The 17,471-nt window shown below is 69.3% G+C and carries 13 protein-coding genes; 8 read left to right on the forward strand and 5 right to left on the reverse strand.

Annotated features, from left to right (window positions below; genetic code table 11):
• Positions 1–4 precede the first annotated feature (4 nt).
• From AB0J24_RS21935 to AB0J24_RS21945, 3 genes are read right to left on the reverse strand one after another with little or no spacing between them, the layout of a single operon-like run.
• Complete coding sequence (locus AB0J24_RS21935) at positions 5–661, reverse strand: VOC family protein (RefSeq protein WP_358684174.1); 657 nt, start codon at positions 659–661, stop codon at positions 5–7.
• Between the two features lie 35 nt (positions 662–696).
• The gene (locus AB0J24_RS21940; protein ID WP_358684176.1) at positions 697–1,857 is read right to left on the reverse strand and encodes a hypothetical protein; all 1,161 of its coding nucleotides are present in this window, start codon (positions 1,855–1,857) and stop codon (positions 697–699) included.
• Between the two features lie 26 nt (positions 1,858–1,883).
• A complete protein-coding gene (locus AB0J24_RS21945; protein ID WP_358684177.1) occupies positions 1,884–2,906 on the reverse strand; it encodes a LysR family transcriptional regulator in 1,023 nt (340 codons plus the stop codon).
• Here AB0J24_RS21945 and AB0J24_RS21950 point away from each other — a divergent pair.
• The 7 genes from AB0J24_RS21950 to AB0J24_RS21980 all read left to right on the forward strand — a co-directional run bounded on the left by AB0J24_RS21950 (position 2,890) and on the right by AB0J24_RS21980 (position 10,551).
• Positions 2,890–4,122, forward strand: a complete 1,233-nt coding sequence (locus tag AB0J24_RS21950) for a cytochrome P450 (RefSeq protein ID WP_358684179.1) — start codon at positions 2,890–2,892, stop codon at positions 4,120–4,122. The two genes, AB0J24_RS21945 and AB0J24_RS21950, sit on opposite strands and share 17 nt — an antisense overlap.
• Positions 4,110–4,430, forward strand: a complete 321-nt coding sequence (locus tag AB0J24_RS21955; RefSeq protein ID WP_358684181.1) for a 2Fe-2S iron-sulfur cluster-binding protein — start codon at positions 4,110–4,112, stop codon at positions 4,428–4,430. The genes AB0J24_RS21950 and AB0J24_RS21955 overlap by 13 nt, the downstream gene beginning before the upstream one ends.
• A complete protein-coding gene (locus tag AB0J24_RS21960) occupies positions 4,427–5,674 on the forward strand; it encodes an FAD-dependent oxidoreductase (protein ID WP_358684183.1) in 1,248 nt (415 codons plus the stop codon). Before AB0J24_RS21955 ends, AB0J24_RS21960 begins: the two co-directional genes overlap by 4 nt.
• A 64-nt stretch (positions 5,675–5,738) precedes the next feature.
• A complete protein-coding gene (locus tag AB0J24_RS21965; protein ID WP_358684185.1) occupies positions 5,739–7,070 on the forward strand; it encodes a winged helix-turn-helix domain-containing protein in 1,332 nt (443 codons plus the stop codon).
• A gap of 343 nt (positions 7,071–7,413) precedes the next feature.
• The gene (locus tag AB0J24_RS21970; RefSeq protein WP_358684187.1) at positions 7,414–8,046 is read left to right on the forward strand and encodes a VOC family protein; all 633 of its coding nucleotides are present in this window, start codon (positions 7,414–7,416) and stop codon (positions 8,044–8,046) included.
• A gap of 82 nt (positions 8,047–8,128) precedes the next feature.
• On the forward strand, positions 8,129–9,301 hold the full coding sequence (locus AB0J24_RS21975; RefSeq protein WP_358684189.1) for a thiolase domain-containing protein: 1,173 nt from the start codon (positions 8,129–8,131) through the stop codon (positions 9,299–9,301).
• 473 nt (positions 9,302–9,774) lie between these two features.
• A complete protein-coding gene (locus tag AB0J24_RS21980) occupies positions 9,775–10,551 on the forward strand; it encodes a hypothetical protein (protein WP_358684191.1) in 777 nt (258 codons plus the stop codon).
• Between the two features lie 62 nt (positions 10,552–10,613).
• Here AB0J24_RS21980 and mobF read toward each other — a convergent pair whose 3' ends face one another.
• Entirely contained in the window at positions 10,614–15,218 is a 4,605-nt protein-coding gene (gene mobF, locus AB0J24_RS21985; RefSeq protein WP_358684193.1) for a MobF family relaxase, read from the reverse strand.
• 397 nt (positions 15,219–15,615) lie between these two features.
• Between mobF and AB0J24_RS21990 the strand changes: the two genes are divergently transcribed.
• Positions 15,616–16,116 carry a translation initiation factor IF-2 gene (locus AB0J24_RS21990; protein WP_358684195.1) on the forward strand — a complete coding sequence of 167 codons (501 nt, stop codon included), beginning with the start codon at positions 15,616–15,618 and terminating at the stop codon, positions 16,114–16,116.
• A 300-nt stretch (positions 16,117–16,416) separates the two neighbouring features.
• Here AB0J24_RS21990 and AB0J24_RS21995 read toward each other — a convergent pair whose 3' ends face one another.
• The gene (locus tag AB0J24_RS21995) at positions 16,417–17,268 is read right to left on the reverse strand and encodes a hypothetical protein (RefSeq protein WP_358684197.1); all 852 of its coding nucleotides are present in this window, start codon (positions 17,266–17,268) and stop codon (positions 16,417–16,419) included.
• Between the last annotated feature and the right edge of the window lie 203 nt (positions 17,269–17,471).

The following is a 17,471-nucleotide window of genomic DNA, read 5'->3' on the forward strand; positions in this document are numbered from 1 at the left end:
GGTCTCACGCCGACCGGTCCGGGTCGACCGTTGCCTCGTCGCCCCGGCTGTAGTGCTCGGCGTCGCGGGCTGCGATGAACTTCAGCAACGCCTCACTGACGTCTTGGCCCTGTTCGTGGGCCATGTTTTTCACGTCGGTCCAGTCCTGCAGGTCGCGTGCCGCGGCGTCCTGCCGGTCGTTCCAGTCCTCGACCAGCGGGCAGGTGATCTCGAGCCGGATGTCGTTGACCGGGTCCCGGAAATAGATCGACAGGATGATGCCGTGGTCGGTGGGCCCGACGATCTCGACGTCGTTCTGGCACAACCAGGCCGCCCACGCGTAGATGTCGTCGGGGGTGTCGGCCTCGAAGGCGAGGTGGTCGAAGATGTCGTAGGCCGGGTGCCCCTTCGGGTTGGCCCGCGGCAGGCCGGGCGCCTCGAAGAAGGCCAGCGTCGACCCGTCATCTAACCGGAAGAAGACGTGGAAGTAGGGGAAGTCGTCGCCGGTAGAGGGCACCTTCGACCCGATCACCGTGCTCACCATCGGCATGCCCATGACGCGGGTGTAGAAATCGACGGTGCCCTCCACATCGTGCGTGACGTAGGCGAGGTGGTTGAGCATCTTCGGTCGGCCCTGGGCGGGTGGCCCGGACAGGCGCGGGGTCTCGGTCTGCTGGCTCATGAGTGCTCCTTCTGCTCGATCGATGCTGTCACTGTTCAACCCAGGCCTGCCGTCCACGCGGCGATGCGGTCGCATGCCTCGTCGCGCAACTCCGGCTGCCCCTGGAAGTAGTGGCCCGCTCCCTGGAGGGCGACCAGCTCGCGCGAGTGCGCGGCGGCTGCCTCGTACATGTCCAGCGCGTGCCGCGGGTGCGCGGCGGTGTCCCCCGTGCCGTAAACGACCAGGACGGGAACTCCGACCGATGGCAGCCAGCGCAGCGCGTCGCCGAGGGCGTGGTCGATCGACCATTGATTGAGCCAGCTTCGCGCCGTGGTGTACCGAGCGATCGCCGCGGGCAGGTGGTTCGCCACAGCGGGTGGGCCCCAGAGTGACGCTCCGATCTCGCGGTCGCTCGGTTCGATTGCATCGTCCAGGCTGCGCGGGTCGGCGTAGGTCCCGTGGACGACGAACGGGACGTCGTCGGCACCGGAGGGCGCAGCGCGGAGCATCGAGTCCGCCCATGCGCTGATACGGCGGTTGCGCGCGACCTGGGCCGCCCGGTACCGCCTCACGAACTCGGCGCTGTAGGGCGGGCCGTTGCGCTCGTCATACATGTCAAGCACCGGATCGCGGACGAAGGGCGCGGACTCGTCGACAATCGCCGGATCCAGCCACTCCGTCACTAGCCGCGCGCGACCGGAGTGCGCCATCAGCATGACCACCCCGTCCACTAGGGGCAGTTCGTGACGGGTCAGGTCCGGGCCGCCACCGGGCGGGTCAGTGACGGTGGGCTGGCGGGCCTGCGCCTGGTAGTAGGGGACCACGGAGGCGCCACCGGAGTTGCCCACCAGAACGATCCGGCGGTACCCACGTTCCTCACGCAGGTGTCGCACCATCGCGGCGATGTCGAGCAGCACGTTCTCGGTGGTCAACGAAGAGTCGTTGCCAACGTACCGCGTGATCAGCCCGATGCCTGCGTACCCGCGCTCCGCGAGGGGGACGAGTGCGTAGTGCCCCAGCATGTTCGAGGTCGGGTGCACCATCACGATCGCCGTGTCTGGGCGGGTGCCCTTCGGGATCACCTCGCTTGCCCACACCGTGGCCGCGAGCCGCGCGACTCCGGAATAGACGTCCACACGGGTGCTGGGCACCGCCGGCGCGGCGAGCAGATTCCGCTGGACTGTGATCCCCGTCGTCGGGGCGCTACTCACGCTCACCCGGTCACCGTGACACCACGCGCATGTCAGGAATATGTCGATCCGACGACACCAAACGTCTCCCGGCAGAAGTCGGCGACCGCTGTCGCCCGGCGCCTTTGGCGGGTCCCGACGGGCCACGCCACCGCGACTCTGAACTCGTCGACCGGGTCGGCGATCGGGCGGGACACCAGGGGGCGACCCTCGTAGCTGATGGCGCTCGGCCAGCGCTGCACCATGATCGCCCAGCCAAGTCCGCGCGCGACCAGGCACCGGACCATCTCGATGTTCGTGGTGCGATGACCCGGCACGTGCTCCAAGCCGGTGTCGGCCACGATCTGCCGGGCGCAGTCGGCGCTCGGCGGGACTTCGAAGGTGATCAGCGGCTCCGCTACGAGGTCGGCGAGGGCCACCTCGTTGCGCGACGCCAGCCGATGGTCCGCCGGGAGGATCACGTACGGCCTGCATGCCTGGACAACCGTGTACTCCAGATCTGCCCCGATGCCGTTCTCGTACAACAGGCCGATCTCGCACGCTCCCCCCACCAGCAATGGGCGCAACTCGTCGTGCGAGCCCTCCACGAGGTCGACTTGCAGCTTCGGGTGCCGCAGAGCGAACTCGTCGAGCAACGCGGGCAACAGGAAGGGGACGAGCGAGGTGTAGCAGGCCATCGCCAACCGGCCCGCCACGACTGCACCGTCCGCCCGGGTCACCGCTTCGAGGTCGTCTGCCTCGGCCAGGAGCGGACGGGCGCCCGCCGCGAACCGGACCCCCGCTGGGGTGAGCGCTACACCCCTGGCTCGATGCCGGATCAGCAGGTCCACCCCAAGGCACCGCTCCAGGTTCGAGATCGCCTCCGACAGCCCAGCAGGCGACGCGCCGCAGTGCCGGGCCGCGGCCGTGATCGTGGTGTGGTCGGCGACCGCGACGAAGTACTCCAGCTGCCGAAGAGTGAACCGAGCCATGAGGTTTCTCCGTTGAAAGCGTTCGGAAGGTTCGCCTTTACCGTAGTCCGATCCGGTGTCATCGTCATCGGCACCCGAGGAGGTACCGATGACGCTTACGCCCACGGAGAGTGGCCCCCCCAGGAGCCCGGTCGACCCGATCGCCGAGATTTCACTCGCCGCTCTGAACGCCGACCCGTATCCGATCTATGCGCGCCTGCGCGCCCATGAACCGGTGGCCTGGGTCCCGGCCCTGGGTTATCACCTCGTCACCCGGTACGAGGACATCGTGACGATTGAGCGGAACCCGGGGGTGTTCTCCTCCGCGGAAGACCCCTCGGTCGTCGTCCGTGCGATCGGCAAGGTCCTGATGCGGCGTGACGGCGAGTCCCACCGTGCCCTGCGCGCCGCCGCCGAGGCCTCATTCCGGCCCCGCGCCGTTCGCAGTTGGGCCGACCGGTTCCGTGCCCTCGCCGACGATTTGCTCGACGACCTCGGTGGGCCGGGGCCCGGTGAGGCCGACCTGTTCGCGGACTACTTCCGACCGTTGGCCGCGCGTGCCCTCGCTGCGGTGCTCGGTCTGCGCGGCGTCTCCGACACCGAGCTGTTCAACTGGTCCCAGGACATGATCGACGGGTGCGCGAACCACGCGCAGGACCCCGCGGTCTGGGCCCGCAACGATGCCGCGGTCACCGCCCTCGACGCCGCCGTCGCCGCGTCATCCGAGCACTTCCTGGCCAATCCCGACGACTCAATCGTATCGGCGATGCTGCACGTCGATCCACCACTCGACGTCGACGACGTCCAGTTGAACGTACGCGTCATCATCGCGGGCGGAATCAACGAGCTCCGCGACTCCGGGGCCACGGCGACCTACGCCTTGCTTACTCACCCCGAACAGCGCGCCGCAGTGGAAGCCGATCCCACGCTATGGAAGCGGGTGTTCGAGGAGGCGGTCCGGTGGATCGCCCCGATCGGAATGTACCCCCGACAGGTCGTCGAGGACACACAGCTCGCAGGCGTGCCGCTGCACCGGGGGGCCAGGGTCGGCGTCGTCGTCGCCTCGGCCAACCGCGACGAGCGGCGCTTCACTGCACCCGACGAGTTTGACATCCACGCCCACACCGCGGGCCATCTCGCCTTCGGCAGCGGGCCGCACTTCTGCCTCGGCGCCTGGATGGCACGGATCTGCATTGGGCAGATCGCCCTGCCCGCCCTCTTCGACCGGTTCGAGGGCCTCGAGCTCGCAAACGACATCGAAACCCGGTGGGCGGGCTGGGTCTTCCGCGGTCCGTTGAACCTGCCGGTGCGGTGGCGGAGGGACCGTTCGTGCCCACAGTGATCTATATTCTCGACGATGGCACCCGCGAGGAGGTCAGCGTCCCGGTCGGGACGCCTGTGATGAAGGCCGCCGTGGCCAACGGAATCGACGGCATCGTCGCCGAATGCGGTGGCAATCTCGCCTGCTCGACGTGCCACGTGTACGTCGAGGACGGTTGGGGGGCGCTCCCCGCGCTCTCAGAGGACGAGGACGACATGCTGGAGGCCACCACCGCCCCGAGGACCGAGCAGAGCAGACTCAGCTGCCAGCTGGTCATGACACCAGAGCTCGATGGGCTCGTCGTCCGGGTCCCGGAGTCGCAGGTATGACGGGCCACGTCGTGGTCGTCGGCGGTGGACATGCCGGCGTCGAGCTCGCCGCCACCGTGCGGGCGGCCGATCCGCTCGCGGCCCTCACCATCCTCGGCGAGGAACCCCACCTGCCGTACCACCGACCTCCATTGTCCAAGGGGATCCTCGGCGCAACAAATCCCACGGAGGACAGTGCCGTCGTGGGCCTGCGCGCGTTGAAGTGGTTCGAGCAGAAGGACATTGCACTACGAACCGGTGACCCTGTGGTACAGATCGACTGTAACCAGCGCGCCGTGAAGCTCAGTTCTGGGGCGGAGGTGGCCTACGACCAGCTCGTGCTGGCCACCGGTTCCCGGAACCTGGAGTTGAAGGTTCCGGGTGGCGACCTTCCGGGAGTCCACTATCTGCGGACCTTCGACGAGGCAGTTCAGCTCCGGTCCGCACTCCGGTGTGGTGGATCGGTCGTCGTCGTGGGCGGCGGCTTCATAGGCCTTGAGATCGCCGCCTGCGCAAGCAAGGTCATGCGATCGGTCACTGTCGTGGAAGCGGCGAATCGTCTCCTGCCGCGGTCGGTGAGCGAGGTGACCGCCGTACACCTCTCGGACATGCACGCGGCCAACGGTGTAGCAGTCCTTGTGGGGCAAAGCGTTACGCGCATCATCGAGGACGCTGGACGTGCAGCTGGTGTGGTGACGTCGGCCGGCACGGTTCTGCCGTGTGACCTTGTGGTCGTCGGGATTGGTGTCGTACCGGCTACCGAGCTCGCCGTTTCCGCAGGGCTCCGGGTGGACAACGGCGTGCTCGTCGATTCCTTCCTCCGGACGTCGGATGAGCGCATCTCCGCGATCGGGGACTGCGCCGCGTTTCCATCCGCAGACCGGGATGGTGGCCAGGTCCGGTTAGAGTCGGTGCAGAACGCGGTAGGGCATGCGCGCTGCCTTGCCGCCCGACTTACCGGTACCGGAGCCCCCTACTCGGCGGTACCGTGGTTCTGGACTGAGCAGTACGGCGCGAAGGTCCAGATGGTCGGACTCGTGCAGGGACACGACCGGACTGTAGTCCGCCGCTCTCAAGACAATTCGGGGTTCTCCGTCTTTTGTTACGCAGGTGAGCGGCTTCTCGGTGTCGAGTCCGTCAACCGGGTGCGTGACCACGTGGGGGCGCGCGCCCTACTCGAGAACAGGATCGACCTCGCACCGGAGCTCGCGGCACGGCCCGACGTTGACCTCCGCCAGATCGCGCACTCTGCTCCGGCCGCCTGACCCCAATACTCCCGGACGGCCGCCACCACAGTGCTGGCCCTCGTTTCCAATGACGGAGACGCACATGATCGAAACGACAGGAAGTAACCGTTCCTCCTCAATCGGGCACTTCACGCCGTCGGCACCGGTACTGATCGTCGGTGCGACGTCTGACGACACCGGCCTCATTCGACTCAAGAGCCAGTGCATGACGATGGGTTGGCCGGTCGTCGAGGAACACAACACCACACGGCTCGCCTGGACGGCCTCCGTCCGGCATCCCGCAGCCGTACTCGTGGTCCCCAGCGAGGGAAACTGGACGGTGGACGCCGTCACCACGATCCGGCGCGCGACCTCCGCACCGATCGTGGCAGTGGGGGACCTCGGCACGATGGCCGCGGCGCCGTTGCTCAGAGCTGGCGCAGATGCTCTCGTCCCCGCGGGCCTGTCCGCCGACGACACCCTCGCCCATGTCATGGCCACCATGCGGCGCGGCGCCGAGAGCCTCAAACTCGAGACACGCTACCTGGTGAGCAAGACCTTGCACGTGGATCTGTGGCAGCGCACGGTCAGCATCAATGAGCACCCCGTACGCTTAACGGCGACCGAATTCGATCTACTGACGGAGCTCATGCGCAACTCAGAGCGCGCTCTGCCGCCCTCATTCATCGTTCCCCGCGTGTGGGGTTGCAGCGGTAAGGCCGGGCTGAATACGTTAAGGATCTTCATCTGTAGGCTGCGGCAGAAGCTTGGGGACGACGCTCGCCAGCCGGTGCTCGTGGAGTCGGTACGGGAGGTCGGTTACCGCTTCGCAAGTCCGGTCGTGCAAGTACCTGACCACGCACAGCCCGCGCCTGCGCGCTCGGTCGGCGAGGAGCATCTCAACCAGCTCGCCTCGCTGGTTACCGCGCTCGGTGCTTGCAACGACGTCGACGAGGCTGCGCAGTGCATGGCGGCGAAGCTCGTAGAAGCCAACTTGGCCGACGGTGTCGGTGTCCACCATCTCGAGGGATCCTGGCTTCGACTGCTCGCCCACACCGGCATGTCACCCCGGTGGGCCGAGGCCGTCGGACCGCGTGTATCGCTGAAGGGCCACTTCGCCAGTGCGCACGCCGTTCGAACCGGAGGGCCGGTTCAGCTCGCGCAGGTCACGGCGCACCCACACCGCAACACATTCCGGATCCTGCGCGGTGAGGAGCCACAGCCGACCTCGGCCCTGTTCCTACCGGTTGAGGTGCACGGTGAGGTCGTGGGTTGTATCGGGTTACTGCGCTGGACTGCGGCGATGCATACCGCAGACAGCCTCGCCTTCCTACGGGCCGCCTGCGCCGTATACGGCACCATGAGCGACCTTCGGACCCATCGGTGTTCAACACCGCCCCAGCTCCATCCACACGCGATCAAGGTCACCGCGTGAGGATGATCAGCCTGTCCCCCCGGCAACCGCAGCGCGGCCGGCCACGGAGCCCACCATCCCAGCGATTGAGGCCCGAACCGGCCAACCGCACCCGAGGTCGTCACAAAGGACCGGGTCGTCATCAGCTCGAATCATGGACGTTCACCGACATGACCAAGGCCTCCGAGCTCGTGTCGTCGAGGGACATACCACCCGCTGGTCGAACTGACAATTCGCCACATGCCCGGTGCACGAACATCGATATCGCCGGGATAGAAGAATCAGGTCGTGCCCCTCGTGATCGCTGATACGAGACTTATGCGACGACGAACTCTATATCTATCACCACCGAGGAGTACATGACATGACCACCACCGAGCAACCCAGCGAGAGTCGAACCGCCCCTACACTTCCCGGCGGGCCGAAGATGCTGAACCATCTCGCCTATGTCACACACGACGTGGAGGGCACGGTCGACTTCTACCAGAATATCATGGGCATGCCGATGGTCAGCACAGTTATCGGCGACTCCGTTCCGTCCACCGGTGACGACATTCCATACTTCCATGTCTTCTTTCGCTTGCGCGATGGTTCCACCCTGGCATTCTTCGAGGCCCCCGGGATCCCAAAGGCGAACCCAAAGGGGCATCTTGCCTATGAGATCTTCGACCACCTAGCCTTCGAGGTTGACAGCATGGAAATAGTCGACAAGTGGCACGCCTGGCTGGTGCACAACGGAATCGAGGTCGTCGGCCCGACCGATCACAAGATCATCTACAGCATCTATTTCCACGACCCGGTGAACAATATCCGCCTCGAGATCACCACCCCCATGACGGAGAACTGGAACGACCGGGTCGCGACGGCCAACCAGGATCTCCGGGAGTGGCTCGATGTGAAGAAGCAGGCCGCAGAGCAGAATCAGGACGTCGTGGAGGCTCTCCTGAAGTACATAAAGACCGAGCGCTCGGATTCAGAGGTGGAGGCCCCCGCCTGACCCGGGAGGAGGGGCCGGCCGGTGCTGCGGTCGACCCCTCCTTGTCTGCCTTTGCACCGCCCTCACCAACGGAGGTCCAGACATGACTGGGTTAACACATATCATCGGGTGGGCTCACACCCGGTTTGGTAAGTTGGACCATCCCGACGTCGAGGCCCTGATCGCGGATGTCAGCGCTTCCGCGCTTGCGGACGCGGAACTGGACGCCGCGGACGTCGACGCTATCAGCGTCGGGGTCTTCGGAGCCGGCTTCTCGCGGCAGAGCTTCGACGCCGCCCTGGTGGGGGCGGGTGCACCGGAGTTGGCGAGGATACGAGCAGTCCGCTCGGAGAACGCCTGTGCAACCGGAAGCGCTGCCCTCTACGCCGCTTTCGACATGGTCGCCGCACGAACCGCGAATGTGGTCCTCGTCGTAGGTGCCGAGAAAATGACAGGCGTGTCCGGTCAAGAGATCGGTGACATCCTGCTCGGTTGTGCACACTTGCGGACCGAGGCCACCTTCGGCAGCTTCGCGGGCGTGTTCGCGACACTAGCGCGGCAGTATTCCGAGCGCTACGGCAGCCTGCGGGAGACTCTCGCCGCGATCGCGGCGAAGAACCACCACAACGCGGTCACCAACCCTGTCGCACACATGCGTCGTGATCTGGGCGTCGACTTCTGTGCGACCGTCTCCAAAAGTAACCCAGTAGTCGCCGACCCCCTGCTCAGGACGGATTGTTCACTCGTCTCCGACGGAGCTGCGGCCGTAGTTGTCACCTCACCAGACGTCGCCCGCGCGGCTCGGAGGTCCGTGGCTATAAGTGGACGGTCACAGACCAATGAGCCGATGGCCCTAGCGGCTCGGAGGGACCCGTTGAGTTTCGACGGCGCAGGACGGGCGTTTCGCGCTGCGCTAGCCCAGGCCGCGTCCGATGTGAGCGAGCTCGATCTGATCGAAACCCACGACTGCTTCACAATGGCCGAGCTACTTCAGTATGAAGCCTTCGGACTCGCCGCGCCGGGCAAGGGGAGCACCTTGTTAGCGCAGGGACACACCGCGCGAGACGGTATTTTGCCGGTCAACGTGTCGGGTGGCCTCAAGGCTAAGGGACACCCGATCGGTGCGACGGGCGTCTCACAGCACGTTATGGCCGCTCAACAGCTCGTCGGTGAGGCGGGGGAGATGCAGCTGCCGAGAGCAGCTCAGGCCCTGGTCTTCAACATGGGCGGAGCCGCTGTCACCAACTATGCGACAGTCCTTGTGGGTGTCCGATGACCCGGTTGACCAAGTTTGGAGCCGGAGCGTGGCGCGGGTTCTTCCTGGTCGAAGCGACGCGCCAGCGTGTACGCAGGAACGCGCCCTGTAGGCGGTGCTCGCGCATCAGCCGCTCGACCGCTTGCGCGAGACAAAGTGGCCGCGCCGGCGCAGGGGTCGCGTGCACCCCTCGGGGCGCCGTAGGTCGCCCCCGAGCGTTCGTGGATCTCGCGGATCTGTTCGAGCAACTCGGTGTCGGAACGGCGTCGTTGCGACGGGTCGCGTTGTTGGGTGAGCCAGCCGTAACAGGTCGACGCGGCGACGCCGAGGACTTTCAAGATCGGGGCGATCGCCGAATCGGTCCTTCAACGCCTCGACGGCTTCAGCTGGCCTGCACTCAGGCCCGGCGAGGAACCTGACCTCGAGTTCGCTGTCAGGTTCTGCCTCTACACTGGGCTAGCTGAGTAGTGGGTGAGCCCGCGGAGGTGGGTGTCGTGTCCGGAATGGCTCGTATCGGCCGGTTCGGGGACACTCGTGTCGAGCCTGCCGGGTTGTTCGATGTGGCCGATCCTGCGGCTGTTCCGCCGCCGGGTACCCACGAGGTGTTGTTCCGGGCGCCGGCGTCGTTGTCGGTGATGCTGGACGGGATGGCCGAGGCCGGGTTGTCGGACAAGATCGAAGCCTGGGGCCGGGCCTACGGCGGGCTCGTGGACCGGTTGTTGCGCGAGGTCCAGCGTGCGTGCGGGTGGGCCGGGGACCCGGAGCGGTCCTCGATCCTGTCGCCGGCGCGGTTGGAGCTGGCCGCGCTGGTCGAGTCCTCGGCGCCGGGGTTCGAGCAGGCTCGGTGGCACTGCCACGTCTACGTGGGTGCGATGGCGACGGTGTTGAAGACGGGGGAGCGGGCCCCGGTCTCGGCTGAGTTCTTGCGCGAAGGCGTGCACTCCTCCGCGGACGTGTTCCACGAGAACGAGCTGCGGGCGTTGGTCGAGCAGGAGTTCGAGGTGTCCTGGGGGTTTCCTCGGGAGACGTACTCGATGTACGAGATCGTGGATCCGCCGTGGCACGAGTACATCGGAGACGCTGATCGCGGTATGTGCCCGGGCCCGTGGGAGGTCACGGGCACCCGGGTGCTGGCCGACGAGCGGGCACTGCGCCTGACTGCCGAGCATGAAGCGGACCGCTTGCACCAGCGGGCGATGGGCCTCGAATACGATCGGGACGAGCTGCGGGCCGCGAGCGCTGCAGCGTGGGACCGCCTGCTCAGCAGCTAGCTGATCCGCCCCACCCCGCTGGCATCGCTGCGGCCCCGGGGGTGCGGTGCCCCCGTCTGGGGTCAGTAGTAGTCGTCGTCGAGGTCGTAGCCGTAGTCGTCGTAGCCCAGGTCGGCGTGGCCGTGGTCGAGGTGGTGACCGTGGTCGTAGCCGTGTCCGGGCTGGGTGTGGCTTCGGCTGCTGTTGCGGTCGGCTTCGATCTGGAGCTGGTCCTGGTGGGCGCGGTGGGTGTAGGCGTCGTGGATGGCGCGCTGCTGCTGTTCGCGGTCCTGCGTCGGGGCGGGGCGGCCGCGGTGGGCATGGTTGGGCCGGGTGGTCTGGTCCAGGGTGTCGAGGGCCTGCTGGGTCCGGGTGCTCGGGTCCTGGCTGGTGGGTTCGGTGTCGTGTCCGGTGTCCGGAGTGACGACGTCGCCGATGTCGCCGAGTGCGAGTTGTTCGCCCCGCTGTTCGGTGGTGGGTGTGGTGTCGCGCCAGGCGGGCAGGTTGCGGCGTTCGAGTTCGACGGCGGCGGCCTGGTCGGCCTCGCGCAGCGGCGCGGTGTGTTCCCACCACTGTTGGCGGGCTTCGTACTCGCTGGTGAGGGCGTCGGCTTCGGCGGTGTAGGTGTCGGCGAGTTCGTGGTGGCGCCGCGCGGTGGCCAGGAGTTCGGCGCGGTCTCGGGTGGGGTCGGGTGCGTCGGCTTCGGCGCGGGCCAGCAGGGCGTCGTCGCGGATCTCCGCGGCGAGGCGCCGGGTGGCGGCCAGTTCCTCGCCGACCGCGCGGGGCCCGTACTCGTCGGCGCGATACAGCTCCAGCGCCCAGGTTTCGCGGGCCTGGTAGAGCTCGGTGGTGTCCTTGTGCTGCCAGGCCAGCGCGGTCGGGTCCGGGTCGAGCGCTTCGGTGGCCTGGCGCCACAGCGCGTAGGCGAAGGGCTGCTCGGCCGGTGGCGCCTGCCCCAGGGAGGACTGGTCCTCGCCGATGCCGCGGTACTCGCGGTAGGCGGCCACCAGCCCGGCCCGGCGTTCCCACTCGGCCCGTTCCTGCGGTGCCTCGTGCGGGTCCGGGGCCTCGGGCAGCCGCTCACGCGCCCACGTGGGGGGTTGTTCGGCGATCTGCTGCCCGAGGTCGTGCTGGCGGTGCTGGGCGAGCTCACCGAGAGCGTGCAGGTAGTCCCGGACCTCGCCGGGGGCGAGGGTGTCGGCCACCGTGGTCCACTCCGCCCCGGGCACGGTGGTGTCGCGTTCGGGTTCGCGGTGCTCCAGTAGCCGACCGAGGCGCCAGTGCAGCACCTTCGACAGGTCCTCGGCGGTGGTGAAGCCGCGCATCCCGACCGCCTCACCCAGCAGCGTGCGGGGGTCGTGCCCGTCGAGCTGTGCGGCGTAGACCTTGTTGAGCATCCGCCCGTAAGCGGGCTCGTTGCGCAGCCGCTCGTACTGGTCGGTGGTGAGCAGCCCGGCCAGGACCTCGTCGTTGCCGGAGCCGGCGGCGCGCATGCTGACCTGGTTCATCAGCGCCCCGAGGGTGGCGAACGAACCCATGTCGTGCTCGGCGCTCTCGCGCACGGTCACGGCGGCTTCGTCGACCTCGCTGCGCGCGACGACGTCGGCGAGCCGCTGCGCGGCGGTGTCGGCGATACGGCGCGGGTCGTGGGCGTCGGGGGCCTGCTCGGTCACCAGGTAGATCAGGTTCGTCGACCGGCCGCGAGTGATCGCCGGATACAGCGACTCGCGGGTGGCGTCGCGGCCGGTGACCGCGCGCCCGACGTCGACGGTCACCCCCTGGGCGGCATGGTTGGTCACCGCATACGCCAACCGCACGTGCTCCTCGACGTAGGACCTGCTCAGGTGCGCGGTGGCGCCGTGGTCGTCCTGGACGAGCAGCTGCCCCTGCTCATCGCGGCCCAGGACGGTGTAGCGCTGCTTGTTGGTCACCGGCCGGTGCGTCCCGTCCGGTCCCGGATCGACGCGCTGACGGCCGTCGTTGCACGTGGTCTGGATCAGGTCACCGACCCCGACCTCGGTGCCGTCGGGCAGGCGGGTCAGGACGTCGGGGGACACGCGCCCGAGCCGCACCAGCTCCTCGTGGACCTTCCTGGACAGTTCGGCGGCCATCTGGTTGGTGTCGACGATGAGCAGGGCCTGTTTGCCGTCGAGCATGTCGGCCAGGTGCCCGCGCACGGCGTGCTCGGCCATCTCCTCCAGCGACCCGGTCCGGACCCGGCCGCGGTCGGTGTAGGCGGCCACCGCCGAGGCCTGCCCGGCCCGTAGCTGCAGCGACGCCTCGGCCTCCCAGTCCTCGCTGAACCGGTGCACGGTGTCGAGTTCGAACACACCGGGCCCGGCGGCCAGGTGTGCGAACATGCCCCCGGCCCCGACCGGCTGCAGCTGGTGGTGGTCCCCGGTCAGCAGCACCTTCGCCCCGGCCGCGGCGGCCAGGTCCGCGATCGCGATCAGCTCCGCGGTGCTGCTCATCCCGGCTTCGTCGACCACGACCAGGTCCCCGGCACCCAGCCGTTGCCGCACCTGACCGTTCCCGGCGTCGGGTTCGAGGAACTGCCGCCGGAACGCCGCGGTGGTCATCCCTTCCAGGCCGAGCCCGTCGAGGTTCTGCGCGGCGATCTTCGCCGTCGCCAACCCCAGCACACGCCCACCGACCTCCGCGTTCCACGCGGTCCGCAACGCACCGACAGTGTGGGACTTGCCCGTCCCGGCCGGCCCGACCAGCACGTCCACGGTCCGCCCCGACCCCAGCACCCCGGCCACCACCGCCGCCTGATCAGCCGACAATCCCCGCTCGCTCAGCGCCCCGATCGCGGCGTCGACCCGCTCCTCGGCCACGGTGACCGCACCGGTCGTGTGGGTCAGGGCACGCAGCCGCTCCTCCCCGGCGATCGCCGTGGTGGTGGCGTAGCGCTCGTCGATGTGGGCCCGGAACATCGACCGCCCGTCCCCACCCGGGCCTGTCCGCCGCAGCACCTCCGGGACCGGGACGGGGTCCCCGGCCGAGACCTGCACGACCCCGTAACGCCCCGGCTGCGCCAGCACCGCACCGGCCAACGCGGCCACGAACGCCGGCCGCTGCCCGGCCGCGACCCCGATCCCGGCGTGGTCACCCAGGTGCTCGTCGATGGCCGCGGTCAGGTTCCCGACCGTCCACGTCGCGTACTTCGCCTGCACCCCCTCGACCCCGGCCACCAAGGCCTGATCGACCACGAAACCCAGCCGCGACAGCCCCCGATCCGCGGCCACCACCCCGGTCGTGCCCGGCCGCTCGTTCGCGGCGTGGCCGTCGACCGCGGCCGCGGTGGCCGCATGGAACCCGTCGATCTCGGCCAGCACCAACCGGGCGGCCTCCCGCCCCGATACCTGGCCGGTCATCCCGGCCGGACCGTCCACCGCGGCCACGCCCGGGTGCCGGCCACTGGCCGCTGCGGCCATCACCCGCTCGTCGACCGCGTCCAGCGCGGCCGCCAACCTGGCCGCCCGGCCACGATCCCCGGACGCCCACGCCGCCACCGCGGCCGGACCGGCCAACCCCGTCTTGGGTTTGCGGGTGTCCTTGACCGCCTGCTCCACCAGAGCCCGCTTGGCCCGCGCCCCCGGCGCCCGCCCGTGCCGCGCGGTGTAGGCCTCCACCAGCTCCGCAACCCGCGGCCGCACCTTCTCGTGCGTCCGTGTGCTGGCCGCGGCCAGCAGCTCCGCGTCGATACCGGCGATCTCCCGGGCCACCCCGTCGGGGCGCAGCTCGAACACCACCCCCATCGACTCGGTCAGCAACTGCTGATAGGCCCGCGTGTAGGCGGTGGCCATCGCGTCCTTGACCGGCTTGAACGCCTGACCGTCCAGCGCCAGCACCCGGCCATCGGCCGTGGCCGCCCGGTTCAACACCCCCGCATGCGAGTGCAGCTGCGGCTCCCCGTCCCGGTTGGTGTGATGGCCATAGACCACCGCGGCCAACCCCGTGGCCGCCTCCCACTCACCGACTGTCCGCCCCGACGGGCCGCGGCCCTCGTGCCGGCCGGACCGGACATAGGCCACGTCCGCCTCGGCCGCCGACAACGCGATCCGCACCGCCTGCTCGTGCGCCGCCCGCACCAACTCCGCGCCCTCCGCGTCGCCGGCCGCCAGCAACGCGGTGTAGTACAGCGACACCGACTTCACCGGCGAGAACGTCACGTCGTAGTACGCCGTCGGGGTCCGCGTGTTCTTCTTCGCCGACGTCTCAATCTCGAACCGGCGCTCCGCCGTGGCCCCCGGCTCGGCCTTGAGCGCATCGGCCACGATCTGCGCCGCCGTGCGGAACCGCCGCGGCTTCGACCCCAGATACACCGGGGTCTTCTCCGTCGACCCGGGCACCACGTGTTCGGGGTAGCGAAGCTGCCCGAAGATGGCCCGCACGTCCTCCGCTGTGGCCGTGTCACCGGGCTGCGCGGGCAGCCCCAGCGCCTCCAGACCGGCCCCGAACCACACCCCGTCGGGTTCACCGTGCTCCGCCCCGGAGGTCAGATACTCCGCCGCTCCGGGGGTGCGTTCCCACGCCCCGTGGGAGTGTTCCGGGCTGTCCACACCGGGGGAGTCCACCCCCTGCTCCGCCCCCTGTTCCGGGGTCTGTTCGGGGTGGGAATCGCAGCCGTGGAGCAGGTACTCGACAGACCCGGGCGCCATCGCGGTCACACGCACGACGCCCATGACAGGAAGGCTACGCGAGGCGCCAGCCACCGGCAAGATCATTTGATGCATAGGTGTGAAGCCTGGAGGTGATGGGAGGATGATCTAGGACGAGGAGGGTCGGAGAGCAAGAAGATGATCTAGAGGTGATGACAGGAGAGGAGGAAGAGGAAGACAGAGCTGAAGAGTCAGGACAGAACAAGGCGATGAGGTAGAGCTGGGTGAGGACGTGGTCGAAGGGCCGCAGTGACGGCCACTGAGGCAGCCGCGAAGTGCCGACCGGTGGCGATCGGCGGGCACCGAACGGTGGCCAGGGCTGCGGCGAGTGGGGCACCATCGGGTGGCCCGAGTGCGGCGGTGCAGGGCACGCAGCGCCGGCCGGTGTTCGGGTGGGGAAGCGACGGTCGACGGATCGGGGGTGGCCCACGTGGCGGGCAAGAACAAGACGAACAATGACCGGCAGATCCGGGACCGGGTCGCGGAACTGGCGGCGGCGCGCGACCGGCTCGACGCCGAGGAGGCCGAGCGGCGCCGGCGTGAGGACGCGGCGTTCGAACGCTACGCACGCGCGGACACCGAGGCCGCCCAGGTCGCCGCGCAGCGCGACCGGGCACTGGCCGATCTCGACGAGCAGGCGCAGCGCGTCCGCGCCGACGCCGATGCCCGGCTCGCCGAGATCGAGCAACGCCGCTGCGAGATCCTGACCGAGCTGCACGCCGGCGGCCGCAAGGCCGACGACCTGGCCGCGATGTTCGGTCTCGCGGTCAAACGAGTCCGCGCCGTGCTCCGACAGAGCCGGCCCCCCGCTGGCCCGGCGGCCGGCCCGGCGGCGCCGGGCGGAGGGGATCCGGCCCCACCGGCCGACACTCCGGCCGACACGTCCGCGACCGCACCAGTGGCCGAAGCGGCGAGTACCTGACCGGCCCGCCGCGGCTCACCGGCCCGGGCCGCCGCCGTGGCCGCGGACAACGACTGTGCCGCCGCAGGCGGGTCCGCCGAACGCTCGGCCCGGCGCGGTCCCTGAGCGCCTCGACCCCCGGCCACGGCGCCGCGCCCCATGTGTGGCGCGCTCGGCCGGCGGCCACCGACCCGACGGCGCCGGCGGCGGCCGGCCGGTTCTCGGTGCCGGCGGCACGCCGGCCCGGCCCGGGTCCGGTGCCCGGTGAAACGTGAGGGAGGGGCCCCGCCGGTGGCGGGGCCCCTCCGTGGTGGTGGTCGGTCAGTGGGGCTGGCGGGCGTGCCAGTCCGAGACCGTGAACCGGTCGTAGACCTTCAGGCAGCGCCAGTCGCGGTTGAGCCGCGCGTTGCGCTCGGCGGTGCTGGCCGAGGTGGCGGCGATGTACTCACAGCGGGCAATGAGCACCTCGTCGCGGGTGGCGTCCGCGGCCGGGATCGGGACCCCGGTGATGCCGCCCTCGCGGCAGTCCTCGCACAACCCGTCGTCGCGGCTGCGCTGCCGGTCCCGCGTGGAGCGCTCCACCCCGCACGCCACACACGGCAACCCCTTCATGGCCGCCAGTGCGGCGCGGTCGTAGTCGATCTGGTCGTAGTCGGGTGCCTCGTCGGTGACCTCGCCCGGGTCGGTGCGCTCGGCGAAGTAGCGCCGCGTCGCGACGTCGTGCTCGGTGGCGCGCTGGCTACGCCGCGGCTGCGGGGCACCCCGGCGCCGGACCACCGAACCCGGGCGGCGGCGCTCGTAGTCGCGGCGCTCCGCGCGCACCGCCGCCGCGTGGCGCTGCGCCTGCGTCGTCAACTCCGCGCGCCGCTCGGCGTGCGGCACACACGCCTCCACCAGCGCCTTGCCGTCGTCGTCGCTGGACTTCCACAGCGCGCGCAGCCGCGGCAGCACGACCGCGGGCGGCTGCTCCAGGGCGGCGAGGATCTGCCCCAGCAACGCGCGGGTCGCGTCGTCCACGCGATCGGCCAGCCGCGCCGTCCGGCGCCGCGCCTCACCAATCGCGCTCCGCTCGATCAGCTCCGCCACCCGGCCCATCTCCTCGGCCGCATCCACCATCGCGTCACCGACCGGGGCGGTCGTCGTGTCGTTCGTCGTGTCGGTCCTGGTGTTCATCGCGACTGCACTCCCTAGCCGTGGCCGGTGATCGGAGGTGGGTGGGCCTGTCGGCCCGTGAGGGGCAGCGGGCGTCGTCCCCGCTGCCGCTTCGCGGCGGTCGCACGGCCTCCGAGGCTCGACGTCAAGGGCCGGCCGAAGGCCGGTCGCGCAGCGACGCGCAGCGCCCTTGACGTTGAGTGAGGCCGTGCTCAGCTCTAGGG

Source organism: Pseudonocardia sp. NPDC049635, assembly GCF_040659795.1.
GTDB lineage: Bacteria > Actinomycetota > Actinomycetes > Mycobacteriales > Pseudonocardiaceae > Pseudonocardia.